The 17,005-nt window shown below is 55.0% G+C and carries 14 protein-coding genes; 4 read left to right on the top strand and 10 right to left on the bottom strand.

Annotated elements, in window-relative coordinates; genetic code table 11:
- Positions 1-42: 42 nt before the first annotated feature.
- From ACJJIJ_RS18090 to rpmH, 10 genes are all read right to left on the bottom strand, one after another.
- Positions 43-405, bottom strand: coding sequence for an ATP synthase subunit I (locus tag ACJJIJ_RS18090; protein WP_444938069.1), 363 nt, complete (start codon positions 403-405; stop codon positions 43-45).
- 201 nt (positions 406-606) lie between these two features.
- Positions 607-1,503 (bottom strand): ParB/RepB/Spo0J family partition protein, encoded by an 897-nt coding sequence (locus ACJJIJ_RS18095; RefSeq protein ID WP_444938070.1) that lies wholly within the window; start codon positions 1,501-1,503, stop codon positions 607-609.
- A 12-nt stretch (positions 1,504-1,515) separates the two neighbouring features.
- On the bottom strand, positions 1,516-2,325 hold the full coding sequence (locus tag ACJJIJ_RS18100; RefSeq protein ID WP_252083955.1) for a ParA family protein: 810 nt from the start codon (positions 2,323-2,325) through the stop codon (positions 1,516-1,518).
- 126 nt (positions 2,326-2,451) lie between these two features.
- Positions 2,452-3,081 carry a 16S rRNA (guanine(527)-N(7))-methyltransferase RsmG gene (gene rsmG, locus ACJJIJ_RS18105; protein WP_252083956.1) on the bottom strand — a complete coding sequence of 210 codons (630 nt, stop codon included), beginning with the start codon at positions 3,079-3,081 and terminating at the stop codon, positions 2,452-2,454.
- An 85-nt stretch (positions 3,082-3,166) separates the two neighbouring features.
- On the bottom strand, positions 3,167-5,056 hold the full coding sequence (mnmG, locus tag ACJJIJ_RS18110; RefSeq protein WP_444938071.1) for a tRNA uridine-5-carboxymethylaminomethyl(34) synthesis enzyme MnmG: 1,890 nt from the start codon (positions 5,054-5,056) through the stop codon (positions 3,167-3,169).
- A gap of 898 nt (positions 5,057-5,954) precedes the next feature.
- Complete coding sequence (gene mnmE, locus ACJJIJ_RS18115) at positions 5,955-7,331, bottom strand: tRNA uridine-5-carboxymethylaminomethyl(34) synthesis GTPase MnmE (protein ID WP_444938072.1); 1,377 nt, start codon at positions 7,329-7,331, stop codon at positions 5,955-5,957.
- 75 nt (positions 7,332-7,406) lie between these two features.
- On the bottom strand, positions 7,407-9,074 hold the full coding sequence (gene yidC / locus ACJJIJ_RS18120) for a membrane protein insertase YidC (protein WP_444883253.1): 1,668 nt from the start codon (positions 9,072-9,074) through the stop codon (positions 7,407-7,409).
- 8 nt (positions 9,075-9,082) lie between these two features.
- Positions 9,083-9,316 (bottom strand): membrane protein insertion efficiency factor YidD, encoded by a 234-nt coding sequence (gene yidD, locus ACJJIJ_RS18125; RefSeq protein WP_083922742.1) that lies wholly within the window; start codon positions 9,314-9,316, stop codon positions 9,083-9,085.
- Positions 9,313-9,699, bottom strand: coding sequence for a ribonuclease P protein component (gene rnpA, locus ACJJIJ_RS18130; protein ID WP_020413886.1), 387 nt, complete (start codon positions 9,697-9,699; stop codon positions 9,313-9,315). Before rnpA ends, yidD begins: the two co-directional genes overlap by 4 nt.
- 27 nt (positions 9,700-9,726) lie before the next feature.
- On the bottom strand, positions 9,727-9,861 hold the full coding sequence (rpmH, locus tag ACJJIJ_RS18135; RefSeq protein WP_020413885.1) for a 50S ribosomal protein L34: 135 nt from the start codon (positions 9,859-9,861) through the stop codon (positions 9,727-9,729).
- A gap of 507 nt (positions 9,862-10,368) precedes the next feature.
- Between rpmH and dnaA the strand changes: the two genes are divergently transcribed.
- The 4 genes from dnaA to gyrB all read left to right on the top strand — a co-directional run bounded on the left by dnaA (position 10,369) and on the right by gyrB (position 16,885).
- Positions 10,369-12,075 carry a chromosomal replication initiator protein DnaA gene (gene dnaA, locus ACJJIJ_RS18140; RefSeq protein WP_444923801.1) on the top strand — a complete coding sequence of 569 codons (1,707 nt, stop codon included), beginning with the start codon at positions 10,369-10,371 and terminating at the stop codon, positions 12,073-12,075.
- Between the two features lie 32 nt (positions 12,076-12,107).
- Complete coding sequence (dnaN, locus tag ACJJIJ_RS18145; protein ID WP_444938073.1) at positions 12,108-13,214, top strand: DNA polymerase III subunit beta; 1,107 nt, start codon at positions 12,108-12,110, stop codon at positions 13,212-13,214.
- 125 nt (positions 13,215-13,339) lie between these two features.
- Entirely contained in the window at positions 13,340-14,443 is a 1,104-nt protein-coding gene (gene recF, locus ACJJIJ_RS18150; RefSeq protein ID WP_444938074.1) for a DNA replication/repair protein RecF, read from the top strand.
- Positions 14,444-14,464: 21 nt separating this feature from the next.
- Entirely contained in the window at positions 14,465-16,885 is a 2,421-nt protein-coding gene (gene gyrB, locus ACJJIJ_RS18155; protein WP_444899431.1) for a DNA topoisomerase (ATP-hydrolyzing) subunit B, read from the top strand.
- Positions 16,886-17,005: the final 120 nt, after the last annotated feature.

Raw genomic sequence — 17,005 nt, forward strand, 5'->3', positions numbered from 1 at the left:
AACAATCGTAAAAGTAAGAATTCTTTTTTTCTTATCCACCGGCTAGCGGACCATGCGCGCCACCATAATCCACTGCACGATCACACAGAAGACGTAGCTGATAAAAAGCGCTGCCGCATTCAGCGGCTTGACGGTGGCAAAAACTGCCGCAAAACCCGCCATGGTCAATATAAATTTGCCGGTTTCCGCGCGGTAGAAATTGCCTACCACGCGATGGGCCGCGCGCGCACCGCTATCGCGAAAGGCGCGCCTGCCGAAATATGCTCCGGGCAGTGCACATAGGGCACCGCCGATAAATACGGAAAGCGCCGTCACCGGTTTGCCACTCACGTGCAGTACCGCACTGGCCACCGATATCAGCAGAAGCTGTACCGCGGCAATTCGTAATACCGGGGGTTTTCTCATAGACGGGATAAGCCGACTTCTGTGCGCTGTCCGCCCAAAATTTGGGCGTGCGAATTATGCTGCAACAGCATCGCCGATTCAACCGGCAAATGTCGCCAACTTATTTGATTTTCGGGAGGTTTTGCGCGGAATTACTCGGCGCAGTGAGTAATTGCCAACAGTTATTGCGCGCGCCACTAGGACGCGCATTTCGCCACGGCTTTAATCCTCGGCGTAACCGAGGTGGGCAAGGATTCCGTCCAGCTCTTCCAAAGTGGTAAATTTCAGCACCAGGCGACCATTGCCCTTTTCGTTGTGATCGATAGAGACGGGCACTCCGACCTTTTCCGCCAGGCGCTCGGTAAGGCGGCGGATATTGGGGTCGGGCTTGGGCTTTTCCTGCTTCGGCGTGGCCGGCTGTTGCAGGCGACGCACCAGCGCTTCCGTCTGGCGCACGGTGAGAGTGCGCTCGACAACCTGACGTGCGGCGGAACGCTGGGTGGCACCGGAGAGACCGAGCAAGGCCTTGGCGTGGCCCAGTTCCAGGTCACCGCGCTCAAGGAAAGTGCGCACCTCTTCACTGAGGCTCAATAAGCGCAGTAAGTTGGTCACTGCAGTTCGGGATTTACCCACCGCATCGGCCACTTCCTGCTGAGTCAGCTTGAATTCATCCTGCAGTCGCTTAAGGGCCACAGCTTCTTCGACCGGATTCAGGTCTTCACGCTGGATATTCTCGATCAATGCCATGGCGATGGCGGCTTCATCGGAAACATTGCGCACCAGCGCCGGTACTTTCTCCAATCCCGCCAGTTGGGCGGCACGCCAACGCCGCTCACCGGCAATAATCTCGTAACTTTGCTCACCGATACCGCGCACAACGATCGGCTGCATAATGCCCTGGGCGCGTATCGAGTCCGCCAGCTCCTGCAGGGACTCCTGTGGAAAATCCCGGCGAGGCTGGTAGCGACCCCGCTGCAAAAACTCGATCGGCAATTCTTTCAAATCACCGTCGACCACGGCGGTTTCAGCTTCACCGGTAGCCTCGGCGATCGCGGTGCTGTTTTTACTGCTGATCAGGTGGGATAAACCCCGGCCCAGTCCTTTGCGTTTGGCGGCCATAGTTATTACCCCTTATACCGCTTCCGCCATAGGGCGGTTTTTCTTTTTAGTAGATTGATTGGCGGGATGGCGGCGATTGATTTCACAAGCCAATGCCAGGTAGGCGATAGCGCCCTTGGAGTGGCGATCGTAATCCAATGCCGGTTTGCCAAAACTGGGCGCTTCCGCCAAGCGCACATTGCGCGGAATACAAGTTCGATACAGGCTATCGCCAAAATACTCCTGCAACTGCGCCGATACTTCGCTGGTAAGACTGTTGCGCGGATCGTACATGGTACGCAAGATGCCTTCGATTTTCAGGTCCGGATTAGCAGTCTGCTGGATCTGGGTGATCGTATCCACCAAGGCTGACAGTCCCTCCAGGGCATAATATTCGCACTGCATGGGAATCAATACGCCGTGAGCTGCACAGAGGGCGTTTACCGTCAGCATATTTAGCGACGGCGGGCAGTCGATAATCACGTAATCGTAACGATTGCTCACCGTTGCCAGAGCGCGGCTCAGACGAGATTCGCGCCCCTCCAGATTCAGCAACTCCACCTCTGCCGCAGACAAGTCACCGTTGCCAGGGATCAAATCAAAACCGCTCTCTGTGGATACAATGGCCTGCTCAACGGGTAACTCAGCGGCCAGCACATCGTAACCGGACATCTCCAGGTCACTTTTATCCACACCACTGCCCATGGTGGCATTGCCCTGGGGGTCCAGGTCGATCAGCAATACGCGCCGCTTGTTGGCAACCAAAGATGCGGCCAGGTTGACGCAGGTAGTGGTCTTACCAACCCCGCCTTTCTGGTTGGCCACAGCAAATATCTTGCTCAAGATTCTTGTCCTTTGTTGTTTCCGGGTGCGTTTGCCCCGACGCCGGCTCGGCTTCGGGCGGCGGCTGTTGTGCCCCACGACAGGGGAGTAGGATTGAGCGGGCGACAAACCCGCCAAACTATCATCTTATTCTGTGCGACAGAGCTGAATCATATGTCGCTCACCGTCGCAGCCAGGCACCGACAACCGGTGCACCTGCTCGACCTTAATGCCTTTTGGCAGAGCGCTCAACTCATCCTCAGGCAGCTTGCCCTTCATGGCATAAAAACGACCCCTGGGTGCCAACATATGCTCACTGCCATTGACCATATCTTCGATGGAGGCAAAGGCGCGGGACACCACACCGGCAAAAGGCTGTTCTGGCACAAAGGCTTCTACCCGCTCATTGACTACCGTGATATTGGGCAGGGGCAGGGTGCTGGCCACTTGGAATAGGAAGCGGGTCTTCTTGCCATTGCTGTCGAGCAGGGTGATGGCGCGCTCCGGATGCACAATTGCCAGAGGAATCCCTGGTAGGCCGCCACCGCTACCCACATCGATCAAAGAGCCTTCGCCACAGAGATTTACCACACTGAGGCTGTCGATAATATGGCGCTCCAGCATCTGCTCCGGGTCGCGTATGGCGGACAGGTTGTAAGCACTGTTCCAGCGGGCAAAAAGCGCCAGGTATTCCAGTAGCTGATCCTGCTGCCGGTCACTGAGTACCACCGACATCTGTGCCGCCGCCTCTAACAGGCGCGGACGAAACTGTTCCATTGAGTGAGAAATGGGTCTATCCCCCAGTAGTCCCGCGAAACTCAAACCCCGCAGGGCCTCGCGGGATACCCTGTGGAAAACCGATTTATACCGCTTTTTTGCGCTTCAGCAGCCCGCGCTTTTTCAACTGGATCAGCAGCAGGGATATGGATGCGGGCGTCACGCCCGGTATCCGCGAGGCCCGCGCCAGGGTATCCGGGCGGGTCTCTCCCAGCTTTTGCTTGACCTCATTGGACAGACCGGAAATATCGCTGTAGTCGAAGTCCGCCGGGATCGGGGTATCTTCGTAGGCCTGCAAGCGCTCAATTTCCTCGCGCTGGCGATCGATATAACCGGCGTACTTGGCCGAAATTTCCACCTGTTCGGCAACCTGCTCGTCGGTTACCGCTTCCCCTTTGAGGCCCGCCACATCTTGATAGCCCAGTTCCGGACGGCGCAGCAGGTCCATCAGGCTGTATTCCCGCGCCAATGGCTGCGGCAGTTTGGTTTCTACGGAGGCGGCCTGGGATGTCTTTGGGTGCACCCAGGTCTCTTGCAGTCGCTGGGTTTCCTGAGCGATCGCCTCGCGCTTTTCACTGAACGCTGCCCAGCGGGTATCGTCGACCAGGCCCAATTCGCGACCTTTTTCGGTCAGGCGCAGGTCAGCATTGTCCTCACGGAGCAGCAAGCGATATTCCGCGCGGCTGGTAAACATGCGGTAGGGCTCTTTGGTGCCACTGGTGATCAAATCATCTACAAGCACGCCCAGGTAGGCTTCATCCCGACGCGGGGACCAGGCTTCGCGCTCCTGCGCCTGTAGGGCGGCATTGGTGCCAGCCAGGAGTCCCTGGGCGGCCGCTTCTTCGTAGCCGGTAGTGCCATTGATCTGGCCGGCAAAGTAGAGCCCCTGGATAAATTTGGTCTGCAGGGAGGGCAAAAGATCGCGCGGATCAAAGAAATCGTACTCAATCGCATAGCCCGGGCGGGTGATATGCGCCTTTTCAAAGCCCTTGATGGAGTGCACCAGCTCAATCTGCACATCGAAGGGCAGACTGGTGGAAATACCGTTGGGGTACAGCTCGTTGGTAGTCAGCCCCTCGGGCTCGATAAACACCTGGTGGCTATCTTTGTCCGCAAAGCGGTGCACCTTGTCCTCGATGGAGGGACAGTAGCGCGGGCCAATCCCCTCAATCACGCCGGAATACATAGGCGAGCGATCGAGCCCCCCCTGGATAATTTCATGAGTACGGGCATTGGTGTGGGTAATCCAGCAGCAGACCTGGCGCGGGTGCTGATCGCGGCTGCCCAAATAAGACATCACCGGTGTGGGGCTATCTCCCCACTGCTCCTCCAACTCACTGAAATCTACTGAGCGGGCATCAATACGGGGAGGGGTGCCGGTTTTGAGGCGGTCGACACGGAAAGGCAGTTCGCGCAGACGATCCGCCAAGGCAATCGAGGGTGGGTCTCCGGCGCGGCCGCCGGCGTGGTTATCCAAGCCGATGTGAATACGCCCACCGAGGAAAGTCCCGGCGGTTAGTACCACTGTCTTGGCGCGAAAGCGCACCCCCGCATTGGTGACAACGCCCACAACCCGTTCACCTTCGACAATCAGGTCATCCGCCGCTTGTTGGAAGATCTCCAGGTTTTCCTGTGCTTCCAGGATTGAACGGATAGCGGCGCGATACAGGGCTCTATCGGCCTGGGCACGAGTTGCCCTTACTGCGGGGCCTTTGCGGGCATTGAGGACCCGGAACTGAATTCCGCCCAGGTCCGTTGCTGTTGCCATAGCGCCACCGAGGGCATCGACCTCCTTTACGAGATGGCTCTTGCCAATACCGCCAATGGCCGGGTTGCAGGACATTTGCCCGAGGGTCTCGATATTGTGGGTCAGTAGCAGAGTGGAAGCTCCCATACGTGCCGCTGCCAGTGAGGCTTCGGTACCTGCATGGCCTCCGCCGATCACGATCACATCATAGGTCTTAGGGAATTCCATATTGGCTGCTACTGGTTACAACTTGGGGCGCACATTTTATAGTCAGTAAGTGTCCTCAGCAATTGGCTTTATTCAAGCCGTTTAGGAAAGCTCTGCCTTTGTCTTTCTCTCCCCTTCCTGAATATCAACTTCTGATCGAATGAATTTCAAAACACTGTCTTGCTTTCTTAAATACTCTTACTAATGAATAAATGTATATCTTAAAGAGTATTTTTTTATATTTATTGTTTTTATTAGACCTGCGGCAACCCGGTATAAGCACAAAAAAACCTTTAAAAACAATAGGTTATAAAGATGAAAACCCTGCCGACAAACCCTTGGTGGACACAGGGGTAACCGGGGTATGAGGCTGTGAAAACTTGGGACAACTTTGCCCTATCTACTCTTATTAGGAAGTTATCATCATACGATTATTCTATTTTGCAGGTGCTTATCCCCTCTTTTGCCCACAGTCAGTTTTTTTTGACTAGTGGCTGTGGTGCTTTACCCAGACTTTCTGGGGGATACCTGTGAGTAGTCGAACGCAATGTATAAATCTGTGCATATACCCATTGAATGGGTGTGGGTTAATGGTGAGATAACTGCCAATAAGCTTATCCACGGGAAATCCCCGTGGACATGTATAACTTCTTTCCCTTAAGAGCCATTTAAACAGCTATCTCAAGCTTATTTCTCACCTATTTCGTGGAAAATATGCGGGAAAGCTGGGGATTAAATAGAACTTTTTTAACAACCTAGGATAGATCTGGGCTCTTCCTGTGAGCAAGAGGTGTGGAACTTGTGCCAGAAGGAGAATAAGAATAAGAAGAAGGAGAGTGGGGAGGTACTGGAGGGAAGAGAAGAGGACGCTATTAGCTAGCGCCCCCAATTGGATAAGTGTGTGGAACTCCACACCTTCTTATTTTCCGATACAAAAGCTGCCGAAAATTTTTCCGAGCAGCTCGTCCGCACTCATTGCACCGGTGATCTCCCCTAGCGCCTGTTGGGCTTGGCGTAAGTCTTCCGCGAGTAATTCACCGGCACCATGGCTGTGGAGCTGCTGGGAACCTTGCTCAATAAAGGCACGGGCGCGCTCAAGAGCCTCTAAATGGCGTCTACGCGCACTAAAAGTGCCTTCGGCAGCACCACTGAAGCCGATAGACTGTTTCAAATGCTCCTTCAGTGCTTCGAGGCCCGCACCGGTCTTGGCGCTGATGGCTATAACCGGCACTCCTTCAGTGTGAGCTTGGAGCCCGGCACTGTAATCGCTGAGATCAATTTTGTTCAGTACCAGTGTGAGCTTGTCTAAGTCCTGTAGCTGGTTGGTAAATTCCGGCCAGGCCTCTGCCGGGTCCAGTGAGTGAAGTTGCTCTGCATCCATTACCAGGAGCACGCGATCCGCCTGGTGAATCTCCTCCCAGGCGCGCTCGATGCCTATCTGCTCTACTTTATCTGGCGCATCCCGCAGGCCGGCGGTATCGGCGAATTGCAGGGGCATCCCGTCAATGTGAATATCTTCCCGCAAAATATCCCGTGTGGTGCCGGCGATATCTGTGACGATAGCGGTATTGCGCCCCGCGAGGGCATTGAGCAGGCTCGACTTGCCGGCATTCGGACGCCCGGCAATGGCCACCCGCATACCTTCGCGCATAATGGCGCCCTGGCGCGCTTGGGCTTCCACGCCAGCCATTTGTGCCAGTAGGGCCTGAATATCCCCAGCCACCCTGCCATCGGCGAGAAAGTCGATCTCCTCTTCGGGAAAGTCGATGGCGGCTTCTACGTAGATACGCAGGTGGGTAAGACTTTCCACAAGGTCTTCAATTTTGTCGGAAAAAGCGCCCTGTAGCGAACGCATGGCGTTGCGCGCCGCTTGGGCACTACCGGCATCAATCAGATCGGCGATGGCTTCGGCTTGGGTGAGATCCATTTTATCGTTGAGGAAGGCGCGCTCAGAAAACTCCCCGGGACGTGCCTGGCGTGCTCCCAGTTCGATCGTTGCCTTCAGCAGTTGATCGAGAATGACCGGGCCACCGTGGCCCTGCAGTTCCACCACGTCTTCTCCGGTAAATGAGTTGGGGCCTGGGAAGAATAGGGCGAGTCCCTGGTCGATCAGTTGCTCACTGTGGAAAAAATTTCGGTAATGGGCATAGCGCGCTTTGAGCGGTTTATCCCCGCAGATTTGCTGGGCAATGGACAGGGCTTTGGGGCCAGAGAGGCGGATTACACCGATACCACCGCGCCCTGGTGCGGTGGCGACGGCGGCGATGGTGTCACGATTAAGGCTTTTTTGTGTCATCGGCTGAGTGTACTCGACATAACGGAAAAGGGCCGCAGTTGCGGCCCTTGTTGTTTGTGATCTGTGGATACTTGATCAGTATTTTCCGGCATCCACCTGCTTGTTGATATACCAGGTTTGACCGATGGTGATCAGGTTGTTGGCGATCCAGTACAGAACCAGGCCAGCCGGGAACCACAGGAAGAACACCGTCATCATCACCGGCATCAGCTGCATGATACGGGCCTGGGTCGGGTCGGTGGGCGCCGGGTTCAGCTTTTGCATAAACCACATGGATAAGCCCATCAGTACCGGCAGGATGAAATAAGGATCCTTCGCCGACAGGTCGTGAATCCAGAAGATCCAGGGCGCATGGCGCAGCTCTACGGTTTCGGTGAGCATCCAGTAGAGGGCGATAAACACCGGCATCTGCAGCAGGATCGGCAGGCAGCCCCCCATGGGATTGATCTTCTCGCGGCGGTAGAGCTTCATGGTCTCTTCCGCCAACTTCTGACGATTGTCCTTGTACTGCTCCTGCAGTTTTTTCATCTGTGGAGCAAACTTGCGCATGCGCGCCATAGATTTGGTGCCTGCGGCGGACAGCGGCAGCAGCAGTGTCTTGATAAAGACGGTGAGCAAGATAATCGCCCAGCCCCAGTTGCTGACAATATGCTCCTGGATAAAGTGCAGTACGCGGAACAGCGGCTTGGCAATCCACCAGAGCCAGCCGTAATCCACGGTCAGGTCAAGATAGGGTGAGATCTCCTCCAGGCGGTAGACATCCTTGGGGCCGGCATAGAAGGAAGCGCTCAGCTCGCCCTGAGTCGCGGCGGGGATTTGTACCGGCTGGGCGGTGAAGCCCATACGAAATAGTCCGTTGGACAATTCGCGCAGCTCAAAAGTGTTGCGTTCATCCTGTGGGGGAATCCAGGCGCTAAGGAAATAGTGCTGCACCATGGCTACCCAGCCGCCTTCCACTGTGGTGCGGGTGGGTTTCTCGGCGATTTCCTCAAAATCCTGCTTGAAGTAATTTTCTTCGTTGGTGTGAAGAGCGGCACCGAGGAAGGGTGACATACCAAAACCGGTATCGGTCACCGGCTCACTGGCATCGCGCTTGATCTGGCCAAACATGGCGGCGGACCAGGGCTTGGAGCTGGTGTTATCTACCAGGTAGGCCACCTGAACGAGGTAGTCACCACGCTTGAAGGTGTAGCGTTTGGTGATATTTGCACCTTCTTGCTGCAGGGTCAGGTCCACAATCAGCTGATCCTGCCCTTCCACCATGGCGTAGTTGGTCTTTTCAACCTTAAACAGGGGGCGGCCAGCGGCGCTATCGGTACCGTTGTTACCGATCAGACCACTCTGGGCGATATAGGTGTGATAGCGGGTCTGGTTTAACAGGATTAAGGGCTGGTCAGGCGTATCCAGCTTTTCCTGGAACTGTCGCAGGGCCACTTTTACGATATCACCGCCACGAGGATCAATGAGCAGATCAAAGACGTCGGTGGTGACATTGATGAGCGTGCGTTGGCCGCTATCGGTGCCTGTCTCTGCTGGCGCTTGGGACTCCAGTTGGGGGACATCACCATTGCCGTTTTCGCTGGTCTGCGCCGGGATTTGGCTGCCGCTCTGTATATCGTTGTGAACTATGGTTTCGCGGTCGAGTTCAGGAGTGTGCTGCTCTTGAAATGCATTCCACTGGAAGATAAGTGCGAGGAGAACCGCGAGAATTCCACCTAGCAGCGTATAGCGTTGCCAATCCATCTTAATACCTAGAGCGTGTTCTTGTGTTTGGTGGGGGGAACCGGGTCCAGTCCACCAGGGTGCCAGGGGTGGCATTTTATAAGGCGGCGCGCAGTTAAATAACCCCCCTTTAAGGCTCCGTGAGTTTCAATCGCCTCTTCGGAGTATCGCGAGCAGGTTGGGTAAAAGCGGCACTGGTTACCTACCCATGGGCTGGCCAGATAGCGGTAGACGTGTATCAGCTTGATCAGTAGCCACTTCATGACTTCGATTGTGGCTGTTGCGCGCGCTTGGCCAGCTTGCGCCAGAGCTTGTTTAGTGTCTTCGCCAGTGCGGCCTTATCCAGATCTGCAACCCCCGGGCGAGCCAATACTACAGCATCCAGCGGCGGCAACTGGTGTTGCTGCAAGCGGAAGGTTTCTCGGGTAATTCGCTTGATTCGATTGCGGTCGGAGGCGTTGCGCACATGCTTCTTGGCAATTACCAAGCCGAGGCGCGGATGCTCAGAATCACTGGGACATGCGAGGATCAGGAGGTGGGGATGCGCGGCGCGCACAACGTTTTCATTGAAAACCTTGCGATACTGCGCCGCATTAAGCAGGCGCAGAGTCTTGGCAAATCCAAAGCTGCTGCGCACCTGCTGCATAGGGAGAATCTCTAAAAAGAAGAGATATTATGCAGACAGTACTTTGCGGCCTTTAGCGCGGCGGCGGGCCAGGATTTTACGGCCGTTTTTGGTTGCCATGCGAGCGCGGAAACCGTGAGTGCGTTTGCGCTTCAAGTTGCTGGGTTGAAATGTGCGTTTCATAGTCTTGCTACCTGAGACTTTGTGTTCAAGATTTCTCGGGACCATCCCCGGCCGCGGCCTGGGCTCCGGTCCGGCACAGAGCCGGGGCAGACGGAGCTACGCGCTGCGAAGGCCGCGGATTGTATAGAAAGGCAACAGTGAAAGCAACGCACAGACGGGAGATATTCGGCTTGTTTACCACTAAATCACTGATACCAAATAACGGCTACTAGACAAGCCCTTGAGCTACCTGATGTATTTCGTGATGCCCACCGATTGACCCCAAGATATGCACAGGCGGCTGTGGATAAAGTTCCAAAGGCGTAGGCTTCAATTGTCTAATTGTTACGCAAATACCTGATTGCATGGACATTTTTGCGCAATTTTTTCAACAGCGCTACGCTTTCTTGTGGATAACCCATCGATGGAAAGGTATACTGCGCCGATCTTATTTGACGGCTAGGGCACTCCAGTCCTTTCATGCCGTTGTCTCCGTGGTCTTACCATTTTGGGGTTTTGGGGGGTTTCTTGACTGAATCCGTTTGGAAGCAGTGCGCGAGCTGTTTGCAGGATGAGCTGCCATCTCAGCAGTTCAATACCTGGATCAGACCGCTGCGCGTCAATCCCGCGTGTGCAGAGGGCGAGTTGCGACTGGTTGCACCAAATCGCTTTGTTCTGGACTGGGTTGGCGGTAAATTCCTTCATCGTATCCGCGAGCTGGTCCACCAGTTCTCTCCTGGACAGCCACTTCAAGTAGGGCTGGAGATCACTGCTCGTCGCCCCGCGCGTTTTCAGCGTAGTCGCGCAGCAATGGAAGCGGCACCTGTACCGGCTCCCGTGCCCCCTACGGCTCCGGTTGCCAGTGCTATGCCGCCGCCGATAGCACCTACAACTTCCCCAGCCCCTTCTGTTTCATCGGGTTCGGTGGATTTTTCCACAACACCTGGTGTGGTTTCTCCCTCTGTCTCTCAGGGGTTTATGAGCCATGCGGAGCCACAGGCTCCTGTTTCCAATCAGCCGCTGAATGGTGGCGGCTTTGGTGGTGGCCCTGGTGTAAATCCTCATTCAATACTGGAAGAGGAGACCAACTCCAGACAGGTCAGCAAGGGGGAGCAGGCGGTATCCGATATTCGTCCTGCGGTAATGAACGACATGGTGCGTTCTATCCCGGAGCAGCCCGCGCGGCAGGTTGAGGTTGAGGGTGCCATTAAGCACGGCAGCTCCCTCAATCGAAACTTCACTTTTAAATCTTTTGTTGAAGGCAAATCCAACCAATTGGGCTTGGCTGCTGCGCAGCAAATCTCCGACAACCCTGGTGGCGCCTACAATCCGCTCTTTATTTATGGTGGTGTGGGCCTGGGTAAAACGCACCTTATGCATGCGGTGGGCAATGCGTTGTTAGAGCGCAATCCCAATGCCAAAGTGGTCTACCTGCACTCTGAACGTTTTGTCGCTGATATGGTGAAGGCTCTACAGCTCAACGCCATCAGCGATTTTAAGCGCTATTACCGTTCTGTGGATGCGCTGTTGATTGACGATATTCAGTTCTTTGCTGGTAAGGAGCGCTCTCAGGAGGAGTTTTTCCACACTTTTAATGCGCTTCTCGAGGGTGGCCAACAGATTATCCTCACCTGCGACCGCTATCCCAAGGAGATCGACGGCCTTGAAGAGCGCCTCAAGTCCCGCTTTGGTTGGGGCCTGACTGTGGCTGTGGAACCGCCTGAACTGGAGACGCGAGTAGCCATATTAATGAAGAAAGCGGAGCAGTTCGGTGTAGAGTTACCCCACGATTCCGCTTTCTTTATCGCGCAGCGTATCCGCTCCAATGTGCGCGAGCTAGAAGGCGCCCTGCGCCGTGTGATAGCCAACTCCCAATTTACCGGCCGTGCCATTGACGATGTATTGGTGCGCGAGGCTCTCAAGGATCTACTCGCCTTGCAGGATCGTTTGGTGAGTGTGGACAATATTCAACGCGTGGTGGCCGAGTACTACAAGATCAAGGTGGCCGACCTGTTGTCCAAGCGCCGCAGCCGCTCTGTCGCGCGTCCGCGTCAGGTGGCTATGTCTCTGGCTAAAGAGTTGACCAACCACAGTTTGCCAGAGATTGGCGATGCCTTTGGCGGGCGTGACCACACTACGGTCTTGCATGCCTGCCGCAAAATTCGCGAATTGCAGGAGTCTGATGCGGATATCCGCGAGGACGTAAAGTTACTGACACGGTCGTTGACCACTTAATCGAATAACTGACAAACAAGGCGAAACTACCGATGAAATTCAATGTGAGCCGGGACGCCCTGCTGAAGCCCCTACAACTGGTAGCCGGTGTCGTTGAGAAACGCCAGACCCTGCCGGTCCTGGCCAATGTATTGATGCAATTACAAGGTCAGGAGTTGTCCCTGACTGGTACTGATCTCGAAGTGGAAATTGTCGGCCGCTTGCCGGTGGATGGCGTGGAAATGGAAGGTGAAGTAACTGTTCCAGCACGCAAGCTGCTGGATATCTGTCGCTCATTACCTGATGGCGCTGAATTAAAATTTGAGCGCGATGGCGAGCGCCTGGTATTGCGCAGTGGCCGCAGCCGTTTTCAGTTATCCACTTTACCCGCAGCGGACTTCCCCAATCAGGAGGAAGCCAGTGCCCAGACTCGATTCGATATTTCTCAGCGCGAGATTCGCCGTCTGATCGAGGCAACCAGCTTTGCCATGGCCCAGCAGGACGTGCGCTATTACTTGAATGGCCTACTGCTGGAGTGCCGCCCACAGCAGCTGCGCGCTGTCGCCACTGACGGTCACCGCCTGGCTTTGTGCGACCGGGATGCTCCGGGCTTGAATGTAACGGCACCCATTCAGGCGATTGTACCGCGCAAGGGCGTGTTGGAATTGGGCCGCCTGTTGGAAGATAGCGACGTGCAGGCGCAGGTAGTACTGGGCAACAATCATATCCGTGTGATGAGTGGCCAGTTCACCTTTACCTCCAAGCTGGTGGATGGCAAGTTCCCGGATTATGAGCGCGTTCTGCCACGTGGTGCCGGCAACGTGGTCTATGCCGACCGTCAAGGCCTGCGTCAGGCTTTCTCCCGAGCAGCGATTCTTTCCAATGAAAAATATCGTGGGGTACGTTTGCAGGTCTCCGAGGGTTTGCTGCAGATTGTGGCCAATAACCCCGAGCAGGAGGAGGCCGAAGAGCAAATGATGGTGGATTACGTGGGGGAGCCCATGGAAATAGGCTTTAACGTTTCCTATTTGCTCGATGTTACTGGTGCTATTCACAGCGACCAGATTCGCATCAGTCTGGCGGATGCCAACAGCAGTGCTTTACTGCAGCAACCTGAGGACGGAGATGCCCTCTACGTGATTATGCCGATGCGTCTGTAAGCCCTGGTTAGTAAGCATTTGGCTCACAATCGAGAAGGGACCGCACTGTATTATCAACAGGCGGTCCCTTTATTTTTTCTGAATATTGCCGCTGAAATTTTCCCAGTCAGCGGGGCGAGGGGTCTATGGCGCTGACCCGCCTTCTGATTTCTAATTTTCGAAATATCTCTCACGCCGATCTGCTTTTGGACACTGGGGTTAACCTGTTCTGTGGCGTCAATGGCAGTGGCAAGACTTCCATTCTTGAAGCTGTTCATATGTTGGCTACAGGCCGCTCTTTTCGGTCTCGCCAGCACAAATCGGTTATCCGCCATGATCATTCAGGGCTCACGGTTTTTACCCAGCTGGATACGGGCTTCAATCTTGGGGTCGAGCGCCTAGCTGATGGCGGTGGCCGTGTGCGTATCAACCAGGCGGCGGCTGAGTCCAGTTCACAGCTTGCTAACTGTCTCCCCTTACAACTGATTAACAGCGATAGTTTCTCCGCCCTGGATGGCGGCCCTGGAGTGCGCAGGCGACTTCTGGATTGGACAGTGTTCCACGTGGAACATCTCTTTGCTCAGGAATGGAAAAACTATCAAATCGCACTGAAGCAGCGAAATGCCTTGTTGCGACGTGGTAAAATCGATCCGGACGCGATCGGGATTTGGGAGCATCAGTTGTCCCAAAGTGGCGAACAGGTGGATACCCTGCGTCGCAGTCAATTCGAGCAATTGCGTGCGGCCGTAACAACGCTACTGGAAGAGTTACCTCCCAGCCTGCTAAATCGGGTGGATATGAGTTATCGACGCGGTTGGCGAAAAGAGGTTGAACTGGCCGAGGCGCTTAGAGAGTCTCGGGATAGTGATCTCAGTCAGGGACATACCCGCACTGGGCCTCACAGAGCAGATCTCCGTTTTACCGTTGCAGGTGAGCCTGCACACAATGTTTTATCCCGTGGCCAGCAGAAAATGCTGGTATGCGCCGTACGCACGGCTATGGCGCAGTTGGTTTGTCGTCACCGAGAGAAACCGGTATTTCTTGTGGACGACCTTCCGGCAGAGCTGGATGATCACAATCAGCAAGTTTTTGCCCAGTGGGTTGGTCGTTGTGCCAGCCAGGTACTGGTAACCGGAATAGATGAGGGCACTACAAGCCGCCCCTGGCGACAATTGGAAGCCCCTTGGAATTGCCCAAAAGTGTTCCACGTGGAACATGGGAATATCAGCGCCGATGCATCGGCTGCATAATAAGTTGAATGGAGCGAATAAATGTCAGAGCAGCAAAGCTATGACTCGAGCAGTATCAAGGTACTCAAAGGCCTGGATGCGGTGCGCAAGCGCCCCGGAATGTATATCGGTGATACCGACGATGGCACCGGCCTACACCACATGGTGTTCGAGGTGGTCGACAACTCCATCGATGAAGCACTAGCAGGCCATTGCGATGAGATTCGCGTAACCATCCATCCGGATGAATCGATTTCTGTCTCAGATAACGGCCGTGGTATTCCAACAGAAATCCACCCAGAAGAGGGGGTTTCTGCAGCAGAAGTAATTATGACCGTGCTGCACGCCGGTGGTAAGTTCGATGACAATACCTATAAGGTATCCGGTGGTCTGCATGGCGTGGGTGTGTCAGTAGTAAATGCGCTGTCAAAAGAGTTGAAGCTGACTATTCGCCGTGGAGGTAAGATCCACGAGCAAACCTATCATCACGGTGTGCCCCAGGCTCCACTGGAGGTGGTGGGAGATAGTGATACCACCGGCACCACCGTGCACTTCAAGCCCTCTGCAGATACCTTCAGCAATATCGAATTCCATTTCGATGTACTGGCCAAGCGCTTGCGCGAGCTGTCCTTCCTCAATTCCGGTGTACGTATTGTCTTGAAGGACGAGCGTAGTGGTAAGGAAGAGGTCTATGAATACGAGGGCGGCTTGAGTGCCTTTGTGGAGTTTCTTAACCAAAACAAAACTCCCATCAACAAGGTGTTGCACTTCCAGAGCCAGCGCGATGACGGCATCGCCGTAGAAGTGGCGCTACAGTGGAATGACAGTTTCCAGGAAAGCATTTTCTGCTACACCAACAATATCCCCCAGCGCGATGGTGGTACCCACCTGGCGGGCTTCCGCGCGGCGCTGACTCGCGGTTTGAACACCTATATTGAGCGCGAGGGCCTGGGCAAAAAGGATAAGGTCAACACCACCGGTGACGATGCCCGAGAAGGCCTTACCGCGATTATCTCTGTGAAGGTACCGGACCCGAAATTCTCCTCGCAGACCAAAGACAAGCTGGTCTCCTCTGAGGTGAAGCCCGCTGTTGAGCAGGAGATGGGACACCACTTCAACGACTATCTGTTGGAGAACCCCCAGGAAGCCAAGTCCGTCGTTACTAAGATGATCGATGCGGCGAAAGCCCGTGAGGCGGCGCGCAAGGCGCGTGAGATGACCCGTCGCAAGGGTGCCCTGGATATCGCTGGACTGCCCGGCAAACTGGCGGACTGTCAGCAGAAAGACCCAGCCCTGTCGGAAATCTACCTGGTGGAGGGTGACTCTGCCGGTGGTTCTGCTAAGCAGGGCCGCGATCGTCGTACCCAGGCGATCCTGCCGCTGAAGGGCAAAATCCTCAATGTGGAAAAAGCGCGCTTCGACAAAATGCTTTCCAGTGCCGAAGTGGGCACCTTGATCACCGCACTGGGCTGTGGCATCGGTAAGAGCGAATTCAACCCCGATAAGCTGCGTTACCACAGCATCATCATCATGACTGATGCGGATGTGGACGGTGCGCATATCCGCACATTGCTGCTGACATTCTTCTTCCGCCAGATGCCGGAGTTGATTGAGCGTGGCCATATCTATATCGCCCAGCCGCCACTGTATAAGATTTCCAAGGGTAAGCAGGAGCAGTACCTAAAAGATGAGGGTGCTCTGACTCAGTTCCTCACCAACGCCGCCCTAGAAGGCGCCACATTATTTGTGAACCCGGATGCCCCTGGACTATCTGGCGCTTCCCTGGAAAGCCTGGTGGGCGAGTATCGCAGTGTGCTGGCTACTATTGATCGTCTGTCCCGCCTGTATCCAGAAGAGGTGCTGCGCAGCATGATCTACCTGCCCAGCTTGTCTCAGGAAGACCTGCAGTCCCAGGACAAAGTCGCGGCTTGGAGTGAGAAGCTCCAGGAGAAACTCGGCGATGAAGAGAGTGGTGGAACCCGTCGTCACGAAGTGACGGTTCAGGAGAACACCGAGCGCGGCCTATTCCTGCCCCATATCCATATCGTGGCCCACGGTGTCGGCAGTGACTACCTGATTAACCACGAGTTCTTCGATTCTGCCGAGTATGCGTCTATCTGCGCTCTGGGTGAGAAAATGGTGGGTCTATTGGAAGAGGGTGCCTTTATCCAACGCGGCGAGAAGCAGCACCCTGTTGGCAGCTTCCCTGAAGTGATGGACTGGCTGATGGGCGAGAGCCGCAGAGGCTACGGTATCCAGCGCTATAAGGGGCTGGGTGAGATGAACCCGGAGCAGCTTTGGGAAACTACCATGGACCCAGAGAGCCGTCGTATGCTGCAGGTAACTGTTGAAGATGCTATCGCAGCAGATCAGATATTTACCACCTTGATGGGCGATCAGGTAGAGCCACGCCGTGACTTTATCGAGACCAATGCCTTGGCGGTAGAAAACCTGGATGTTTAAGTCTTCCAGACGCTCTTGCGCTTAAAAATAGATGGATTGCCTGGGGCGGTTTTATACCGCTCCAGGCAAATATCGATCGAAATCACCCCGCCAGCTTGCCTTCCAACTTATCCTCAAGGC

The organism is Microbulbifer mixtoriginis (SeqCode) (assembly GCF_052467945.1).